This window comes from Kitasatospora purpeofusca, from assembly GCF_036010405.1.
GTDB classification, from domain to species: Bacteria; Actinomycetota; Actinomycetes; order Streptomycetales; family Streptomycetaceae; genus Kitasatospora; species Kitasatospora purpeofusca.
The window spans coordinates 6151846-6169300 of record NZ_CP108561.1 but is presented as its reverse complement, the minus strand read 5'-3'; the positions used below and the strand labels follow the sequence as shown (position 1 = coordinate 6169300).

Below are 17455 nucleotides of genomic sequence, written 5' to 3'. Positions count from 1 at the left end.
CCTCCCCCTCCCCGCTCCAGCGCCGACGGACCCGCCGCCGCTCCGCATCCGCCGCCCCTCCCCCGATTCCGCGCCCCGCCCCAGGAGGTCCTCGCCGTGACGCCGCTCGACCCGCCAGGCCGCACCACCCGCACCGTGCCGGCCACCTTCCTGGCCGGCCCGGACGCCCCGAAGCGCGACCCCGCGACCGCCCGACGGGCCGAGCCGGAGCCGACCGGTCCCGCCCCCTCGGCCACCGTGCCCCCGCCCGCGCCCGTACCCGCATCGGCGTCCGCGTCCGTCGGCGAGTCGGCCGCCCCCGTGGCCACCGGGGCGCTGCGGCTGCCCGAGGCCCCGCTGCCGCCCGGCGAGGTGGACCGGCTGGTCGGCGGCCAGCACCACGACCCGCACGCCCTGCTCGGCGCCCACCCCGTCAACGGCGGCACCGCGATCCGGGTGCTCCGCCCGTTCGCCGACCGGGTCCTGGTGGAGACCGACCAGGGCTCCGTCGAGCTCACCCACCAGCAGGGCGGCCTGTTCACCGGCCTGCTGGCCGCCCCCGAGGCCCCCGACTACCGGCTGCTGGTCGAGTACCCGGGCGCCGAGCCGCTGCGCCAGCACGACGGCTACCGCACCCCGCCCACCCTCGGCGAACTCGACCTGCACCTCATCTCCGAGGGCCGGCACGAGCAGCTCTGGCAGGCCCTCGGCTCGCACGTGCGGACCGTCGGCGGGGTCGCCGGCACCGCGTTCGCGGTCTGGGCGCCGAACGCCGCCGGGGTGCGGCTGATCGGCGAGTTCAACCACTGGAACGGCACCGGGCACCCGATGCGCTCGCTCGGCTCCTCCGGCGTCTGGGAACTCTTCGTCCCCGGCCTCGGCGAGGGCGACCACTACAAGTACGAGATCCACACCCGGCACGGCCGGGTGCTCGACAAGGCCGACCCGCTGGCCCGGGCCGCGCAGCTGCCGCCCGGCACCGCCTCGGTCGTCACCAGCTCCTCCTACCGCTGGGAGGACGGCGAGTGGATGGCCCGCCGGGCCCGCACCGCGCACCACCGCGCCCCGATGTCGGTCTACGAGCTGCACCTGGCGTCCTGGCGGCCGGACCTCACCGACTACCGCGCCATCGCCGCCGAACTCCCGTCGTACCTCAAGGAGTTGAACTTCACCCATGTGGAGTTCATGCCGGTGATGGAGCACCCCTTCGGCGGCTCCTGGGGCTACCAGGTGTCCGGCTACTACGCGCCCACCTCCCGGCTCGGCGGCCCCGACGACTTCCGCTTCCTGGTCGACACCCTGCACCGGCACGGCATCGGCGTCATCGTCGACTGGGTGCCCGCGCACTTCCCCAAGGACGACTTCGCGCTGGCCCGCTTCGACGGCGAGCCGCTGTACGAGCCGGCCGACCCGCTGCGTGCCGAGCACCCGGACTGGGGCACCCTGGAGTTCGACTACGGCCGGGTCGAGGTGCGCAACTTCCTGGTGGCCAACGCGGTCTACTGGTGCGAGGAGTTCCACGTCGACGGCCTGCGGGTGGACGCCGTCGCCTCGATGCTCTACCTCGACTACTCGCGCGAGGGCGGCGCCTGGACCCCCAACCAGTACGGCGGGCGGGAGAACCTCGACGCGGCCGCCTTCCTCCAGGAGATGAACGCCACCGTCTACCGGCGCTGCCCGGGCGTGATCACCGTCGCCGAGGAGTCCACCGCCTGGGACGGCGTCACCCGGCCCACCGACCGGGGCGGGCTCGGATTCGGCCTGAAGTGGAACATGGGCTGGATGCACGACTCGCTGGTCTACATGAGCAAGGACCCGGTGCACCGGCGGTTCCACCACAACGAGATCACCTTCTCGATGGTGTACGCCTGGTCGGAGAACTACATCCTGCCGATCTCCCACGACGAGGTGGTGCACGGCAAGCAGGCGCTGGTCTCCAAGATGCCCGGCGACTGGTGGCAGCAGCGCGCCAACCACCGCGCCTACCTGGGCTTCATGTGGGCCCACCCCGGCAAGCAACTCCTGTTCATGGGGCAGGAGTTCGCCCAGGGCGCCGAATGGGACCACGAGCAGGGCCCGCAGTGGTGGGTGCTCGACGAGCAGTGGCCGGCCCACCGGGACCACCTCGGTGTGCGCCGCCTCGTCCGCGACCTCAACGGGCGCTACCTGGAGACCCCGGCCCTGTGGGAGCAGGACAGCGTCCCGGCCGGCTTCAGCTGGCTCGACGGCGGCGCCGCCGAGGACAACCTGCTCTCCTTCGTCCGGTACGCCGCCGACGGCACGCCGCTGGTCGCGGTCTGCAACTTCTCCCCCGTCGTCCGGCACGGCCGCCGGGTCGGCCTGCCCGAGCTGAACGGCCGCGACCAGCTGTGGGAGGAGGCCCTCAACACCGACGCCCCGGCCTACGGCGGCGGCGGGATCGCCAACTCCCACCCGGTGAAGTCGGAGGCCGTCGAGTGGGACGGCCAGCCGCGCAGCGCCGAGCTGGTGCTGCCGCCGCTGTCGACCGTCTGGCTCCGCCCGGTCTGACGGGCCGCTCCGGGCTCCGGGCCGCCGCTCCGCGAGCGGGGGCGGAGCCGGGACCGGCGGGACAGGGCCGGTGCACCCGGGCCGGTGGGGCAGGACGCCCCCACCGGCCCGCGGGGGCCGTCGGCGACCGCCCGGCGCGATCCGAGGACACGCCCTAAGCTCACCGCCGGGGACGTCGGTGGGGACCGGGGGGAGTTTCGTGGGGACGGTGCTGGGGTGGGGGTACGTACTGCTGCCGCTGGTCTGCTGGGCGGTGCTGGCGCGGACCAGGGCCGTCGGGGCGGTGGTCGCCGCGGTGCTGGCCGCGCTGGCGGTCGTCCCGGTGGGCCTGGAGTACGGGTGGTTCCACAGCCGGGCCGTCGCGGAGTCGCAGGCCGGCTATCCGCTCGCCGCAGGGCTGACCGTGCTGCTCGGCGCCCTGGCCGAGCACCTGCGGCGCGGCCACCGGCCCGCCGGCGGGTCCGGCCGGACGACCGCCGCGATCGCCCTGACCGCCGCGCACGCGCTGCTCGGCCTGGTGATCGGCCTGCTCTACCAGCTCGCCGTCCACGAGCCCTTCTCGCCCGAGCGCTCCGAGCTCGCACTGCCGCCCGGCCTCGCCGTCGAGCACGACAGCGGACCCGACCGCGACTGCGGCCTGCACACCTGCCTGCGCGAGCTGACGGTGGTGAGCACCGAGGACCGGTCCGCCGCCGAGGTCGCCCGCCGGCTGCGGGAGCGGCTGACGGCAGAGGGCTGGCACACCCGGCCGGACCTCGTCCTGGCCCGCCGGCACGGGTGGCTGCTGGACAAGCGGATCACCCTGCTGTCCATCACCGAGCGGCCGGCCGGGGTCGCCGTCGGACTCGCGGGCCCCGACCGCTCCCCGTAGGACCCGCCCTGGGCCCCGCGCCCGCACGGCGCCACCCGGGCACGCACCCGTGGGTGTCTCCCCCGGCCGGGGGCCGGGATCCCCGGACCCGCCCCGGTGACCTTCGGCCCTTGCTCCCGCGCGGGCGCTCCGCTCGCCGACGCGTGTTCACGGTGCGAATGTATGGTCGATATGACCACTTCCTGAGACGACGGGACGGAGAGAACCGCGTGGCGCGCAGCGTGTACGTGACCGGGATCGACCGGGGCGACGGCCGGCAGGCGGTGGAGCTCGGGGTCATGGAGCTGCTCACCCGCCAGGTGGACCGGGTCGGGGTGTTCCGTCCGCTGGTGCACGCCTCCGCGCAGGGCGCCGCCGGCTCCGACCACGTGGTCGAGCTGCTGCGGGCCCGCTACCGGCTGGACCTGCCGGCGGCCGATCTCTACGGCCTCGACTACGAGGCGGCCGCCGCGCTGCAGGCCGCCCAGGGCCAGGACGAGCTGGTCTCGGTACTGGTGGACCGGTTCCGGGCGCTGGAGCGCCGCTGCGAGGCGGTGCTCGTGCTCGGCACCGACTTCGCGGACACCAACATCCCCGACGAACTGGCCTTCAACGCCCGGCTGGCGAACGAGTTCGGCGCCGCCGTGCTGCCGGTGGTCGGCGGCCACGGCGAGGACGCGGACGCGGTGATCGCCGAGGTCCGCAACGCCCACAGGGCGTACACCGACCTCGGCTGCGAGACCCTGGCGATGATCGCCAACCGGGTCGCCCCGGCGGCCAAGCAGCCGGTCCAGCGCAAGCTGACCGAGAAGCTGCCGATCCCCGCCTACGTCATCCCCGAGGAACCGGCGCTGGCCGCGCCGACCGTCGCCCAGCTGGTCGAGGCCACCGGCGCCGAGGTGCTGATCGGCGACGCCTCCGGCCTCGCCCGGGACGTGCGCGGCTTCGTCTTCGGCGGCGCCATGCTGCCGACCTTCCTGGACGCGCTGACCGAGGGGGCGCTGGTCGTCACCCCCGGCGACCGCGCCGATCTGGTGATCGGCTCGCTGGCCGCGCACGCCGCCGGCGCCCCGCCGATCGCCGGGGTCCTGCTCACCCTCGGCCAGCACCCCGGCCCGAACGTGATGGCGCTGGCCGCCCGGCTGGCCCCCGGCACCCCGGTGGCGGTCGTCCCGGAGGGCAGCTGGCTGACCGCCGCCGCCCTGACCCATCTGGAGGGCAAGCTCTCCTCGGCCAGCCCGCGGAAGGCCGAGATCGCCCTCGGGCTGTTCGAACTGCACGTGGACACCGCCGAGTTGACCAACCTGATCGAGGTCGGCCGGTCCGAGCGGGTGACCCCGATGATGTTCGAGCACGCGCTGCTGGAGCGGGCCAGGGCGGCCCGTCGGCACGTGGTGCTGCCGGAGGGCACCGAGGAGCGGGTGCTGCGCGCCGCCGAGATCCTGCTGCGCCGCAACATCTGCGACCTCACCCTGCTCGGCGAGGTCGACGCCGTCCGCCGCAAGGCCGCCGCCCTGGGCATCGCGCTGCCGGAGCCGGACCCCGGGGCCGACCGCGCCCAGGTGCGGATCGTCGACCCGTCCACCAGCCCGCTGCGCCGCCAGTTCGCCGAGCTGTACGCCAAGCTGCGGGCGCACAAGGGCATGACCGTGGAACTGGCCCTGGACGTGGTCACCGACGTCTCCTACTTCGGCACCCTGATGGTCCAGGAGGGCATCGCCGACGGCATGGTCTCCGGCGCGGTGCACTCCACCGCCGCCACCATCCGGCCCTCCTTCGAGGTGATCAAGACCTCGCCGGGCGCGGCCATCGTCTCCAGCGTCTTCTTCATGTGCCTCGCGGACAAGGTGCTGGTCTACGGCGACTGCGCGGTCAACCCCGACCCGGACGCCCAGCAGCTGGCCGACATCGCCATCCAGTCGGCCGCCACCGCCGCCCAGTTCGGGGTCGAGCCGAGGGTCGCGATGCTGTCCTACTCGACCGGCACCTCCGGCTCCGGGGCGGACGTCGACAAGGTCCGCAAGGCCACCGAGCTGGTCCGCGAGCTGCGCCCGGACATCCTGGTCGAGGGCCCGATCCAGTACGACGCGGCGGTGGACGAGTACGTCGCGGCGACCAAGCTGCCGGGATCGGCGGTGGCCGGGCGGGCGACCGTGCTGATCTTCCCGGACCTCAACACCGGCAACAACACCTACAAGGCGGTGCAGCGCTCGGCGGGGGCGGTCGCCGTCGGGCCGGTGCTCCAGGGGCTGCGCAAGCCGGTCAACGACCTGTCGCGCGGCGCGCTGGTGCAGGACATCGTCAACACGGTGGCGATCACCGCCATCCAGTCCCAGGAGCGCAAGGAGGCACAAGGGTGAGCGAGCGGAGCGAGCGAACCACGGACGGGGGCGTGTCTCGCGCAGCGACCACCGAGCGCAGCGAGGTGGCCGCATGAGTGAGGGTACCCGGGTGCTGGTGCTGAACGCCGGCTCCTCGTCGGTGAAGTACCAGCTGATCGACATGCTGGACGGCGCCCGGCTGGCCTCCGGCCTGGTCGAGCGGATCGGCGAGGCCGGCGGACGGCTGGTGCACACCCCGCGCGGCGGCGCCGAACGGGAGGCCGCCCAGGCCTTCCCCGACCACGGCGCGGCCCTCAAGGCGGTCGCCGAGGAGCTGGCCGCCGACGGCCTCGGCCTGGACTCCCCCGAGCTGGCCGCGATCGGCCACCGGGTGGTGCACGGCGGACTGCGGTTCACCGAGCCGACCGTGATCACCGACGAGGTGCTGCGGGAGATCCGCCGGCTGATCCCGGTGGCACCGCTGCACAATCCGGCCAACATCACCGGCATCGAGGTGTCCCGCGCGCTGCGCCCCGACCTGCCGCAGGTGGCCGTCTTCGACACCGCCTTCCACGCCTCGATGCCGGAGTACGCCGCCCGGTACGCGATCGACCGGGCGGTGGCCGACGAGCACCGGGTGCGCCGCTACGGCTTCCACGGCACCTCGCACCAGTACGTCTCGCGGGCCACCGCGCGGCTGCTCGGCAAGGACCCGGCCGAGGTCAATGTGATCGTGCTGCACCTGGGCAACGGTGCCTCCGCCTCGGCGGTGAGCGGCGGGCGCTGCGTCGACACCTCGATGGGCCTGACCCCGCTGGAGGGCCTGGTGATGGGCACTCGTTCGGGTGATATCGACGCCGGCGTGGTCTTCCACCTGCACCGGGTCGGCGGCCTGTCGATCGACGCGATCGACGACCTGCTCAACCGCCGCAGCGGGCTGCTGGGCCTGTGCGGCGACAACGACATGCGCGAGATCATGCGCCGCGCGGACGCGGGGGACGCGGGCGCCCGGCTGGCGTTCGACGCTTACATCCACCGGCTGCGCAAGTACATCGGCGGCTACTACGCGGTGCTCGGCCGGGTGGACGCGATCGCCTTCACCGCGGGCGTCGGGGAGAACGCGGCGCCGGTGCGGGCGGCGGCCGCGGCCGGACTGGAGGAGCTGGGCATCGCCGTCGACCCGGAGCTCAACTCGGTACGCTCGCGCGAGCCGAGGATCATCTCGCCGCAGTACGGGCGGGTGGCGGTCGCCGTCGTCCCGACCGACGAGGAGCTGGAGATCGCCCGGCAGACCTTCGCCCTGGTGCACCGATCGGCCGAAAACTGACCCTCCGTCGTCTCGCTCCGCGAAATCCTTCGTCGGCGATTCCTTTCCATTCGGGCCGAATGCACCCATAACACGAACGGATAGACTGATCGATATGCGCCGAGCGAAAATTGTCTGCACCCTGGGTCCCGCGACGGACTCCTACGAACAGCTGAAGGCCATCGTCGAGGCGGGCATGAACGTCGCCCGACTGAACATGAGCCACGGCACCCACGCGGACCACGAGGAGCGGTACCGCAAGGTCCGCCAGGTCTCGGAGGACACCGGCAAGGCCATCGGCGTCCTGGCCGACCTCCAGGGTCCCAAGATCCGTCTGGCGACCTTCGCCAACGGCCCGGTGACCGTCGACAACGGCGACGAGTTCACCATCACCACCGAGGACGTCCCCGGTGACCAGCACATCTGCGGGACCACCTACAAGGGCCTGCCCGGCGACGTCAAGCCCGGCGACCCGGTCCTGATCAACGACGGCGTCATCGCCCTGGAGGTCGTCAGCGTCGACGGCCCGCGGGTGAGGACCGTGGTCGTCGAGGGCGGCGTGCTCTCGAACAACAAGGGCATCAACCTTCCCGGCGCGGCCGTCAACGTGCCCGCCCTGTCCGAGAAGGACAAGGACGACCTGCGGTTCGCGCTCCGTCTGGGCGTCGACATGGTCGCGCTGTCCTTCGTCCGCAACGCCGCGGACGTCAAGGACGTGCACGCGGTCATGGACGAGGTCGGCATCCGGGTGCCGGTCATCGCCAAGATCGAGAAGCCGCAGGCCGTCGAGGCCATGGAGGAGATCGTCCTCGCCTTCGACGCGATCATGGTGGCGCGCGGCGACCTGGCCGTCGAGTACCCGCTGGAGCGGGTGCCGCTGGTCCAGAAGCAGCTGATCACCCTGGCCCGCCGGAACGCCAAGCCGGTCATCGTCGCCACCCAGATGATGGAGTCGATGATCCACGCCTCGCGCCCCACCCGCGCCGAGGTCTCCGACGTCGCCAACGCCATCCTGGACGGCACCGACGCGGTCATGCTGTCCGCCGAGTCGAGCGTCGGCAAGTACCCGATCGAGACCGTCCGCACCATGAGCCGGATCTGCGAGAAGGCCGAGGAGGAGCTGCTCTCCCAGGGCCTCCAGCCGCTCAACCCGGGCCGCAAGCCGCGCACCCAGGGCGGCTCGATCGCCCGCGCCGCGTGCGAGCTGGGCGACTTCCTCAACGGCAAGGCGCTGGTCGCGTTCACCAAGTCCGGTGACACCGCGCGCCGGCTCTCCCGCTACCGCTCGCCGATCCCGGTGATCGCGTTCACCCCGGACAACGCCACCCGCAACCAGCTCTCGCTGAGCTGGGGCGTCGAGGCCCACGTCACCGAGCAGGTCGGCTCGACCGACGCGATGGTGGCCCAGGTCGACGGCGAGCTGCTGCGCATCGGCGAGCTGGACGAGGGCGACACCGTCATCGTCACCGCCGGCTCGCCCCCCGGCATCCCCGGCAACACCAACATGGTCCAGGTCCACCACCTGGGCACCCGCAGCGCGTAAGCACGCGGAACAACGCCCGTGGGGCGGTCCCTCCGAGCGGAGGGGCCGCCCCACGGGCACAGGGCCTGTCTCTTGGATCCTTGCCGGGTCCGGGATCAGGCCGCCCCGGGGTACGGCTGGTCGTCGTTGTAGAGCTTCATGCCGGGGATCTTCAGGGTCCCGCCGAACTGGCCCGACTGGATCGCGGTGACCCCGGTCAGCTCGATCCACAGCGGCACCTGGAGCTGGCCGATCAGGTCGTACAGCCACTGCGGCAGCGGCCCGTCCGGGGTGAGGGTCAGCTCGCCCAGGTCGATCGGGATCGGCAGGCCGAGCACCTTGGCCAGGTGGCCGGAGAGCCGCTCGACGTACATGATCACCGGGCCCTTGCGCATCGTCGAGACCGAGCCCGGCGCGCCCTTCACATGGAAGGTCTTGCCGTTCCCCTGCAGCGTCGTCATGTGCAGGTTCTCGATGTCGACCGTCTCGACCTCGAACTTCAGCACCCGCTTGGTGCCGGTCGGTGTCTGGACGTTGACCACGCCCAGCAGCACCGCGTGGTTCAGGGTGAGCCGGCTGGTCTGGAGGGTCCAGTTCTGGTCCGGCACCAGGATCGGGTTGTCCGGCGGCTTGCCGGCCGGGCTCAGCGCCTTGCTGTCGACCAGGCAGTTCGGGTCCTTCGACGGGGTGCCCGAGGCGGACGGTGTCGCCGCGGCGGACCCGGCGGTGGGCTTCGCGGACGCCTTGCCGGTCGTCTTCGCGCCGGCCGACGCGGAGGGCGCCGCGCTGCCGGTGGCCGGGGCGCCGGTCGAGGGCGCGGCGGTGGGCTTCGGGCCCGTCGGCGCGGTGGTGGCGGGCGCCGCGGTGGGCGGTGCCTTGGTGGGCGGCGCGGTGGTGGCCGGGGAGGTCGGCGTGGCGGTGCCGGCCGGGGCCGTGGACGGCGCGGCGCCCGACGTGGTGGGCGCGGGGGCGGCCGGGGCGACGGCGTGCGTCCCGGCGGACGGGCTCGCGGTGGCCGTCGGGCTCGGCGCGGCGCCCGGGAGGAGCAGATCGGTGACGCCGCCGACGATGTCGCCGATGAGTCCGGCCTGGACGGCCCCGCCGCCGCTGCCCGCCGTGCGGGCCTTGGTGGCGGCCGGCTCCGGCGCGGCCGCGGTGGCCGCCGGGGCGGTCGCGGACGCGGCGGGCGCGGTCGGAGCGGTCTCGGCGGGCGCGGTCGGAGCGGTCTCGGCGGGCGGTGTCGCGGGCGCCGTCGTCGGCCCGGTCCCGGGGGCGGCCGTCGGCTCGGGCGCGGCGGTGGCCGGCGCTTCGGGGAGCGGGACGGACGGGCCCGGTATCGGCGGCGGCAGCTCGCTCTTGGGCACCGGTGTCTCGGCGACCTTCGGCGGCGCGTCCGGGGCGGTGGCGCACGGCTTGCTGGCCGCGGTCTCCGCGACCGCCGGGTTCGGCGTGTAGGTGGCGGCCATCAGCAGCGCGGTCGGCACCGCCGCCATCGCCAGCGCCCGGCCGCGCAGCCGGAGCCGCACGGGTGTGCGGGGCGCCGCGTGCCGGGGCGCACGGCGCTCCGCCGGCTCGGGACGCTCCTCGCGCGGGTCACTCACCGGACCTCCTTGGGCTCTGCGGCCTGCTGCGCGGGAACGCTCGCCCCGGCGGCGGGCTGCTCGGCGACCGGCTCAGCCACTGCGGGCGCGGCGGCGGGCACGGCAGCGGGCTCCTCGGTGGCGACGGACTCGGCCGTCGTCCCCTCGGCCGCCCCGGCCCCGGCGGCGACCGCCGGCTCGGGCAGCTTGGCCCAGGCCATCATCAGTCCGCCGCCGATGAGCCCCGGCAGCAGCGCCATGCCGAATCCGGCGAGGTTGGAGACCGGGATCGACACCAGGATCAGCAGCGTGGTGGCGACGCCGGCGAAGATCCGGACGGCGGGCTGGAACCAGGCGGTGAGCCCGAGAATGATCAGCAGCACGCCGATGATCAGCGAACCGGCGCCGGCCGTGGTCGACATGGCGATGGTGACGCCGCCCAACGACAGGTGCGCGTAGGGGAAGTACAGGATCGGAACGCCGGCGATCATGGCCAGCAGGCCGCCCCAGAAGGGCCTGGAGCGGCGGAAGTTACGGAAGCCCCGCCAGAACGCCCCGACCAGGTTCCGATGTTCGGGCCGAGCCTCGGCCGTTGCGCTGGACATGGTGCAGCTCCTCGATGTCTCTACGAGGGAAGAACTTGAGGTCGGGCCGGGGGCGGTGTTCGCCGCCCCCGGCCCGCGTGGGAACCCTCACTCGGGCGTGCCGGTGGGCACGCCCTCAGCCGGGGCTCAGAAGCACTCGTTGCCCGCGCCGTCGCCGCTCTTGAGCTTGAGGCTCAGGCCGTTGAGCACGAACGTGCCGGCCGAGGTGGCCCGGGCGGTCTGCTTGACGTCGGTCAGCACGGCCTGCTTGGCCGCCTGGGAGAAGCCCACCGCGCCGGTCGGGAGCTTCGCACCGGCCTCCTTCAGCGCCGGGTGGCCGTGCCAGCCCTGGGTGGCCGAACCGGTGAGGGTGGAGGCGTCCTGACCGATGTTGATGTCGGTGAAGGTCGCGTCGGCGTCCAGCTGCTCCAGGTCGATGAGCAGGTTGTGCGCGGTGACCGGCTTCTTCTCGTCGTTGCCGGCGTTCAGCTGGAGGGTGATCTTGCCGAGGCCGAGGCGCGACAGGTCGGTGACGACCGACTGGCAGAGGTTGTGGATCTCGGCGTCGTCGAAGGCCGAGACCGCGACCGGGTGCAGCGTTCCGTTGGCCTCGACGTCGACCGCGCCGAACTGGGCGAAGTTGTCGCCCTTCAGGTACGAGGTCTTCACCTTGAACTGCTGGCCGGAGACGCTGAACGAGGCGGCGAGCGCGCTGTTGGCGATGGAGACACCGACCATCGCGGTGGCCGCGATGCTCGGGACCATCACCAGGGCGAAGCGCTTCCAGCGGGTCTTGCCGTGGGTCTGGGACATGCGTGTCCTCCTTCTGGACGTACATCTCCGGCTCCCCGGTGGCGCGTCCCGCGTCAATGGGGGCCTGGGATGGGAGAGAGCTACGTCCTCGGTAGCGGAGAGCGCCGTGGCAACACGGGCGATCCCCCCGAGCGACAACCAGTGACCGCGCGGGCAGCGCGGCCTTACGAAGGACAGGAACCGCCGTGGGAGCGGATACCCCCCTGCCTTCTCGCCGACGGCGTGGCCGTCGGCAGCCCGGTGGGGATCCCCAGCGTCGGGTCCGCCGACCGGCTGCCGGCGGAGGTCGAATCGTGGGGACCGGGCGTGCCGATGCTGCTCGAATCCCGGGCTGAGCACAAGAGGTCGCATTACTGACGGGTAATCCCATACGAGCCGAAACGATCATGGAATCGGCCGGAAAACCACGCAGAGTGACGAAATGGAGGATTGGTGAGGGCGAAATCCCTCGGAAACATCAGTGAAACACCCATGGACGGTCACATGTCGTGACCGTCCACGGGTGTTGTCAAGATTTGGTAAACCTCAGACGCGATGACCGGATTGTCGCCAAATCACCAGGCGGCACCGCAGGTCATCCGCCGTGTCACCGGCCGGACTTGGAGCACCGGCCCGGCGGACTCGGCACACGACTCAGAAGAGCACCCGGGCCAGCGCCTGACGTGCCGCGGTGACCCTCGGGTCCTCGGTGCCGATCACCTCGAACAGCTCCAGCAGCCGCACCCGGACCGCGTCCCGGTCCTCGCCGAAGGTCTTGCCGACCGTCACCACCAGCCGGCCGAAGGCGTCCTCGACGTGCCCGCCGACCAGGTCCAGGTCGGCCGCCCCCAGCTGGGCCGCGACGTCCTTGGGGTCGGCGGCCGCGGCCGCCCTGACCGCCTGCGGGTCCAGCCCCTCGACCCGGTGCAGCAGCTGCGCCTGGGCCAGGCCGAGCCTGGCCTCGGTGTTGCCCGGCTGCTCGACCAGCACGTTCTTGTAGGCCTGGACGGCGCCCGCCAGGTCACCCCGGTCCAGCGCGTCGTGGGCGGCGGAGAGCGCCGGGTCCTCCGGCCGCTGCGGGGCGGCGGCCTCGGCACCCTCGGCCGGAACGCCGCTGCCACCGACGATGCCGAAGCGCTGCTCGGCGACCAGGATCAGCTGGTCCAGCACCTTGCGGACGTTGGCCTCGTTCTCGGCGCCCTGGAACAGCGGCACCAACTGGCCGGCCACCACGGCCATCACGGCCGGGATGCCCTGGATGCCGAACTGCTGGGCGATCAGCTGGTTGGCGTCCACATCGATCTTGGCGAGCACGATCCGGCCGGCGTACTCCTCGGCCAGGCGCTCCAGGATCGGGCTGAGCTGCTTGCAGGGCCCGCACCACTCGGCCCAGAAGTCGACGACCACCGGCACCTCGGTGGACCGCTGGACGACCTCGGTCTCGAAGGTGTCCTCGTTGACGTCGATGACGAGCTCGTAGCCGACCCCGGCCGGGGCGACCCCGGCCTCCTCGGCGGCGGCCGACTGGCGGGCGCGCTCGGCCCTGGCCTGCTCGGCCTTCTGGGCAGCCTCGCCGGCTGCCTTCACTGCGGCGAGGTCGACCGCGCCACGCAGGGCGGCACTGTTGAGACGAGAATTCCGTGGCTGCATGGCACTATCCTCCCCCGCTCGCGCCGCCGGCGGGCACCAACCTCCCGGAAAACGCCCCGCGCGGGCTGCGCGGTCCCGTTTCCCGAGGTGGCGGACCCACCTCCGGGTAGCCTGAACCGTTCGGCGCGGATCCCCGTCCGCGCCCGCACCGCTCCCGTCCCACGGGGACGCGGCGCCTGGTCGTCGCTTTCGCTACGAGTCGTAGCGTAACTGGACCGGGGTCACCCGCCGCAACCCCTATCGGCAGTCCCCCGACGTGAGCTGAGCCACTTTCCCGGGCGCCCCGGCTGACCTGGGTGCGGAGGAGTCGCTACCGTTACCGGTCCCACCCAAGTTACTTACCGGTAAATCGCAAGGAGGCCCGGTGCCGGCCCCCCAGCCACCCGCGACCCCGCCGCACGAGGTCCGCCCGGCCGAGGCCCCCCAGGACGCTCCCCGGGGCCCCGGGCTCCCGACCCCCGCCCGCTCCCCGGAGACCCCCGAGGGGGGCGCCGTCCGGGCCAAGGGACGGCCGCGCAGTGCCGCCGCCGACCGCGCCATTCTCGACGCCACCCGCGAGGCCCTCGCCGAACTCGGCTGGGGCGGACTGACCATGGGCCATGTCGCGACCAGGGCCGGGGTCGCCAAGACGACCCTGTACCGGCGCTGGCCGTCCAAGAACGAGCTGGTGGTCGACGCCGTCGCGAGCCTCTTCGACGAACTGGTGATGCCCGACCTCGGCAGCCTGCGGGCCGACATCGAGGCGGTGGTGACCCAGTTCGCCGATCTGCTGGCCCGCCCGGAGACCCAGGCGGCGCTGCTCGCCCTGTTCGCCGAGGGCACCCGGGACCGCCAGCTGCGGCGGCGGATCCGGGAGGCGATCGTCGATCCGCAGAAGCGGCTGGTCCGGCAGGGCCGGTCCGCCGCGCAGACCCGGGGCGAGCTGGCCCCGGACTGCGACGAGGCCACCGCCCGCGAGGAGATCGACATCATCTTCGACACCATCGCCGGGACGGTCGAGCACCGGGTGCTGGTCAGCGGCGAGCCGATAACCCCCGAGTGGACCCGCCGGTTCACCGGCCTGCTGCTCGGCCCTTTCCCGAGCCTGCTCGGCGACTGAGGGCGGCCGGAGGCACGCCGAAGGGCCGTCCGGCGCCGCAGGGCACCGGACGGCCCGACCGTTCACGCGCCCAGGACGGGCCCTAGAACCGGGCGGTCTCCCGGTAGATGCCCCACTCCTCGCGCAGGACGTCGCAGATCTCGCCGAGGGTCGCCTCGGCGCGCACCGCGTCCAGCATCGGCGGGATCATCGACGCGCCGGACCGCGCGGCGGCCAGCATCGCGTCCAGCCCGGCCCGGACCGCGGCCTCGTCCCTGGCCGCCCGACGGGCGCCCAGCACCCGGACCTGCTCCCGCTCCACCTCGTGGCTGACCCGGAGGATCTCCAGTTCGGGGGTGACGCTGCGGGGGTGGCAGTTGACGCCGACGACCCGCTTCTCGCCCTTCTCCACCGCCTGCTGGTACTGGAAGGCCGCCTCGGCGATCTCGCCGGTGAACCAGCCGTCCTCGATCCCGCGCAGGATGCCGGAGGTGATCCGGCCGATCGGGTGGTCCTCCCGGCCCTTGTCCAGGATCTTCCGGAAGATCTCCTCGGCCTGCTGCTCGATCCGGTCGGTCATCGCCTCGACGTACCAGGAACCGCCCAGCGGGTCGGCCACATTGGTGATGCCGGTCTCCTCCATCAGCACCTGCTGGGTGCGCAGGGCGATCTCGGCGGCCTGCTCGGAGGGCAGCGCCAGCGTCTCGTCCAGGGCGTTGGTGTGCAGCGAGTTGGTGCCGCCGAGCACCGCCGAGAGCGCCTCGACGGCGGTGCGGACCACGTTGTTGTACGGCTGCTGCGCGGTGAGCGAGACGCCGGCGGTCTGGGTGTGGAACCGCAGCCACTGGGCCTTGTCGGTCTTCGCGCCGAACCGCTCGCGCATCCAGCGGGCCCAGATCCGCCGGGCCGCGCGGAACTTGGCGATCTCCTCGAAGAAGTCGAGGTGGGCGTCGAAGAAGAACGACAGGCCGGGCGCGAAGACGTCCACGTCCAGGCCCCGGGAGAGGCCCAGCTCGACGTAGGCGAAGCCGTCGGCCAGGGTGTACGCGAGCTCCTGCGCGGCCGTCGCCCCGGCCTCGCGGATGTGGTAGCCGGAGACCGACAGCGGCTTGTAGGCCGGGATGCCCTCGGCGCAGTGGGACATCAGGTCGCCGATCAGACGCAGGTGCGGCTCGGGGGCGAAGAGCCACTCCTTCTGGGCGATGTACTCCTTGAAGATGTCGGTCTGCAGGGTGCCGTTCAGCACCGCCGGGTCGACGCCCTGCCGCTCGGCGGCGACCAGGTACATGCAGAAGATCGGCACGGCCGGGCCGCTGATCGTCATCGAGGTGGTCACCTCGCCGAGCGGGATGCCGCAGAACAGCACCTCCATGTCGGCGGCCGAGTCGATCGCCACGCCGCAGTGGCCGACCTCGCCGAGCGAACGCGAATCGTCGGAGTCGAGGCCCATCAGGGTCGGCATGTCGAAGGCCACCGAGAGGCCGCCGCCGCCCGCCTCCAGGATCATCCGGTAGCGCTCGTTGGTCTGCTCGGCGTTGCCGAAGCCGGCGAACTGGCGGATGGTCCACGTCCGGCCCCGGTAGCCGGTCGCGTGCAGGCCGCGGGTGTACGGGTACTCCCCGGGCCAGCCGATCCGCTCGAAGCCCTCGACGGCCTGCCCGGGGGCCGGGCCGTAGACCGGCTCGACCTCGTCCCCGGAGAGGGTGGTGAAGTCCGCGTCCCGCTTGCGGGAGCTGTCGTACCGCTGCTGCCAGCGCTGCCGTCCGCGCTCGATCTCCTCGGCGTCCATGACCCCGAACTCCGCTCAGTACGGCCGCCCCAGCAACGGGCGGCACAGCTATTAGGACGTCCTACCAATTTACTCGGACGTCCTACTATTTGTCGACGGACACCCGGCCAAGCGCCCCGGGAGCATGCGAAAGGGCGCCCTCCCCCCGGACGGGGAAGGGCGCCCTCGACGGCTCGACGGCCTCGGCGCGGCGGCCGGCGGCGGCTCCGCTCAGACGCCGGCCGGCTGGCGGGCGGCGTCACCGGCGGTCTGCCCGGCGGCGGCCTCGGCGACCACCTTGCGCTCGGCGACGAAGGAGGCGAACGGGATGCAGCCGGCGGCCAGGAAGAAGACCATCCGCCCCAGCGGCCACTTGAGCTTCTGGCCGAGCAGGAAGGTCACCACGAAGTACCCGATGTAGAGGTATCCGTGCAACATCGCGACGTAGGTGGTCACGTCCTCCGCCGCGTGGAAGCCGTACTTCGCGACCATGAAACCGCAGAAGACCAGCAGCGCCACACCGGTCGCAACGGCCAGGGCGCGGTACCAGCCCAGCAGGGGGGTCGCCTTCATCTCTACATCGCCTCGCGAGTCAGCATCGGGGGGGTACGTCCGGATCCGCGCACCGCTCCCACGAGGGTAGCCGCCCTCACGCCCCGCCCGGCGCAGGCCCCTCGCCCGGCAGATCGGCGAAGTCGCCGGCCGCCACCCGCAGCGGGCGCAGCAGGTCGAACACCTCGCGGCACTGCCCGCCGTCGAACTCCTCCAGGCCGAAGTCCATCGCCATGAGCTCCCCGGTGGCCCCCTCGACGACCTCGCGCCCCCGGTCGGTGATCGTGGCGAGCACGCCCCGGCCGTCCAGCGGGTTGGGGCGGCGGGCGACCAGCCCGGCCCGCTCCAGGCGGTCGACGGTGTTGGTGACGCTGGTCGGGTGGACCATCAGGCGCTCGCCGATCTTGGAGAGCGACAGCTCCCCGGTCCGGCTGAAGGTGAGCAGGACCAGCGCCTCGTAGCGGGCGAAGGTCAGCCCGTACGGCTTGAGCACCGCGTCCACACGGGAGAGCAGGATCTGGTGGGCCCGCATGATCGAGGTGATCGCCGCCATCGCGGGGACGGCTCCCCAGCGGCGGGTCCACAGCTCGTCGGCACGGGCGATCGGGTCGAAGTCGAGTGCGAGGGGCTTGGCCACCCGCCAACCGTACCGGCGGGAGCGGCCGGTGCTACCAGTCGTCCTGAGGGATGGACAAGCGCGACACGTGGCGGGATCACGCCAGCGGGTCCGTCAGGTCCGTACCAGCACGTTGCGGGGATGTGAACGGGTACCAACCGTTCCGCCGGCCGGGGCGGGCGGGGCCCGGGCGGCCGGAGGACGGCGTCCGCGCCGCTACCGGGCGTCGGTTCGGACCGGAACCCGTGGCGGCGGCAGGGGATTCACCCCATTCCTCACTCTGTTCACGTTCCGCCACATTGGCGAGACCTGGCCAATCCATGAACAA

At 72.9% G+C, this 17455-nt stretch carries 13 protein-coding genes; 6 read left to right on the top strand and 7 right to left on the bottom strand.

Translation table 11 applies throughout. From position 1 onward, the window contains the following. Positions 1–96 precede the first annotated feature (96 nt). The 5 genes from glgB (at position 97) to pyk (ending at position 8528) form a co-directional block, all read left to right on the top strand. Positions 97–2508, top strand: a complete 2412-nt coding sequence (glgB, locus tag OG715_RS27145; RefSeq protein ID WP_323182168.1) for a 1,4-alpha-glucan branching protein GlgB — start codon at positions 97–99, stop codon at positions 2506–2508. 199 nt (positions 2509–2707) lie between these two features. Further along, entirely contained in the window at positions 2708–3379 is a 672-nt protein-coding gene (locus tag OG715_RS27140; RefSeq protein WP_266271541.1) for a hypothetical protein, read from the top strand. Between the two features lie 209 nt (positions 3380–3588). Further along, complete coding sequence (pta, locus tag OG715_RS27135) at positions 3589–5718, top strand: phosphate acetyltransferase (protein ID WP_266271540.1); 2130 nt, start codon at positions 3589–3591, stop codon at positions 5716–5718. 73 nt (positions 5719–5791) lie between these two features. Next, the gene (locus OG715_RS27130; RefSeq protein ID WP_266271539.1) at positions 5792–7006 is read left to right on the top strand and encodes an acetate kinase; all 1215 of its coding nucleotides are present in this window, start codon (positions 5792–5794) and stop codon (positions 7004–7006) included. Positions 7007–7100: 94 nt separating this feature from the next. Beyond that, a complete protein-coding gene (gene pyk / locus OG715_RS27125) occupies positions 7101–8528 on the top strand; it encodes a pyruvate kinase (protein ID WP_266271538.1) in 1428 nt (475 codons plus the stop codon). 95 nt (positions 8529–8623) lie between these two features. On the opposite strand, the gene OG715_RS27120 is transcribed toward pyk, so the two are convergent. The 4 genes from OG715_RS27120 to trxA form a co-directional block, all read right to left on the bottom strand. Next, positions 8624–10108, bottom strand: coding sequence for a hypothetical protein (locus OG715_RS27120; RefSeq protein ID WP_266271537.1), 1485 nt, complete (start codon positions 10106–10108; stop codon positions 8624–8626). Continuing rightward, the gene (locus tag OG715_RS27115) at positions 10105–10692 is read right to left on the bottom strand and encodes a DUF6114 domain-containing protein (protein ID WP_266271536.1); all 588 of its coding nucleotides are present in this window, start codon (positions 10690–10692) and stop codon (positions 10105–10107) included. The genes OG715_RS27120 and OG715_RS27115 overlap by 4 nt, the downstream gene beginning before the upstream one ends. A 126-nt stretch (positions 10693–10818) precedes the next feature. Beyond that, a complete protein-coding gene (locus OG715_RS27110) occupies positions 10819–11484 on the bottom strand; it encodes a DUF6230 family protein (RefSeq protein WP_030392747.1) in 666 nt (221 codons plus the stop codon). 633 nt (positions 11485–12117) lie between these two features. After that, a complete protein-coding gene (gene trxA / locus OG715_RS27105; protein ID WP_266271535.1) occupies positions 12118–13113 on the bottom strand; it encodes a thioredoxin in 996 nt (331 codons plus the stop codon). A gap of 364 nt (positions 13114–13477) precedes the next feature. Between trxA and OG715_RS27100 the strand changes: the two genes are divergently transcribed. After that, positions 13478–14212: a TetR/AcrR family transcriptional regulator gene (locus OG715_RS27100; protein ID WP_407661026.1), complete on the top strand. Its 735-nt coding sequence runs from the start codon at positions 13478–13480 to the stop codon at positions 14210–14212. A gap of 82 nt (positions 14213–14294) precedes the next feature. Here the strand turns inward: OG715_RS27100 and OG715_RS27095 are convergent, their stop codons facing one another. The 3 genes from OG715_RS27095 to OG715_RS27085 all read right to left on the bottom strand — a co-directional run bounded on the left by OG715_RS27095 (position 14295) and on the right by OG715_RS27085 (position 17148). Next, the gene (locus OG715_RS27095; protein ID WP_266271534.1) at positions 14295–15980 is read right to left on the bottom strand and encodes an acyl-CoA mutase large subunit family protein; all 1686 of its coding nucleotides are present in this window, start codon (positions 15978–15980) and stop codon (positions 14295–14297) included. A gap of 210 nt (positions 15981–16190) precedes the next feature. Then, the gene (locus tag OG715_RS27090; protein ID WP_266271533.1) at positions 16191–16532 is read right to left on the bottom strand and encodes a DUF3817 domain-containing protein; all 342 of its coding nucleotides are present in this window, start codon (positions 16530–16532) and stop codon (positions 16191–16193) included. Positions 16533–16608: 76 nt separating this feature from the next. Then, the gene (locus OG715_RS27085) at positions 16609–17148 is read right to left on the bottom strand and encodes a MarR family winged helix-turn-helix transcriptional regulator (RefSeq protein ID WP_266271532.1); all 540 of its coding nucleotides are present in this window, start codon (positions 17146–17148) and stop codon (positions 16609–16611) included. Positions 17149–17455 lie beyond the last annotated feature (307 nt).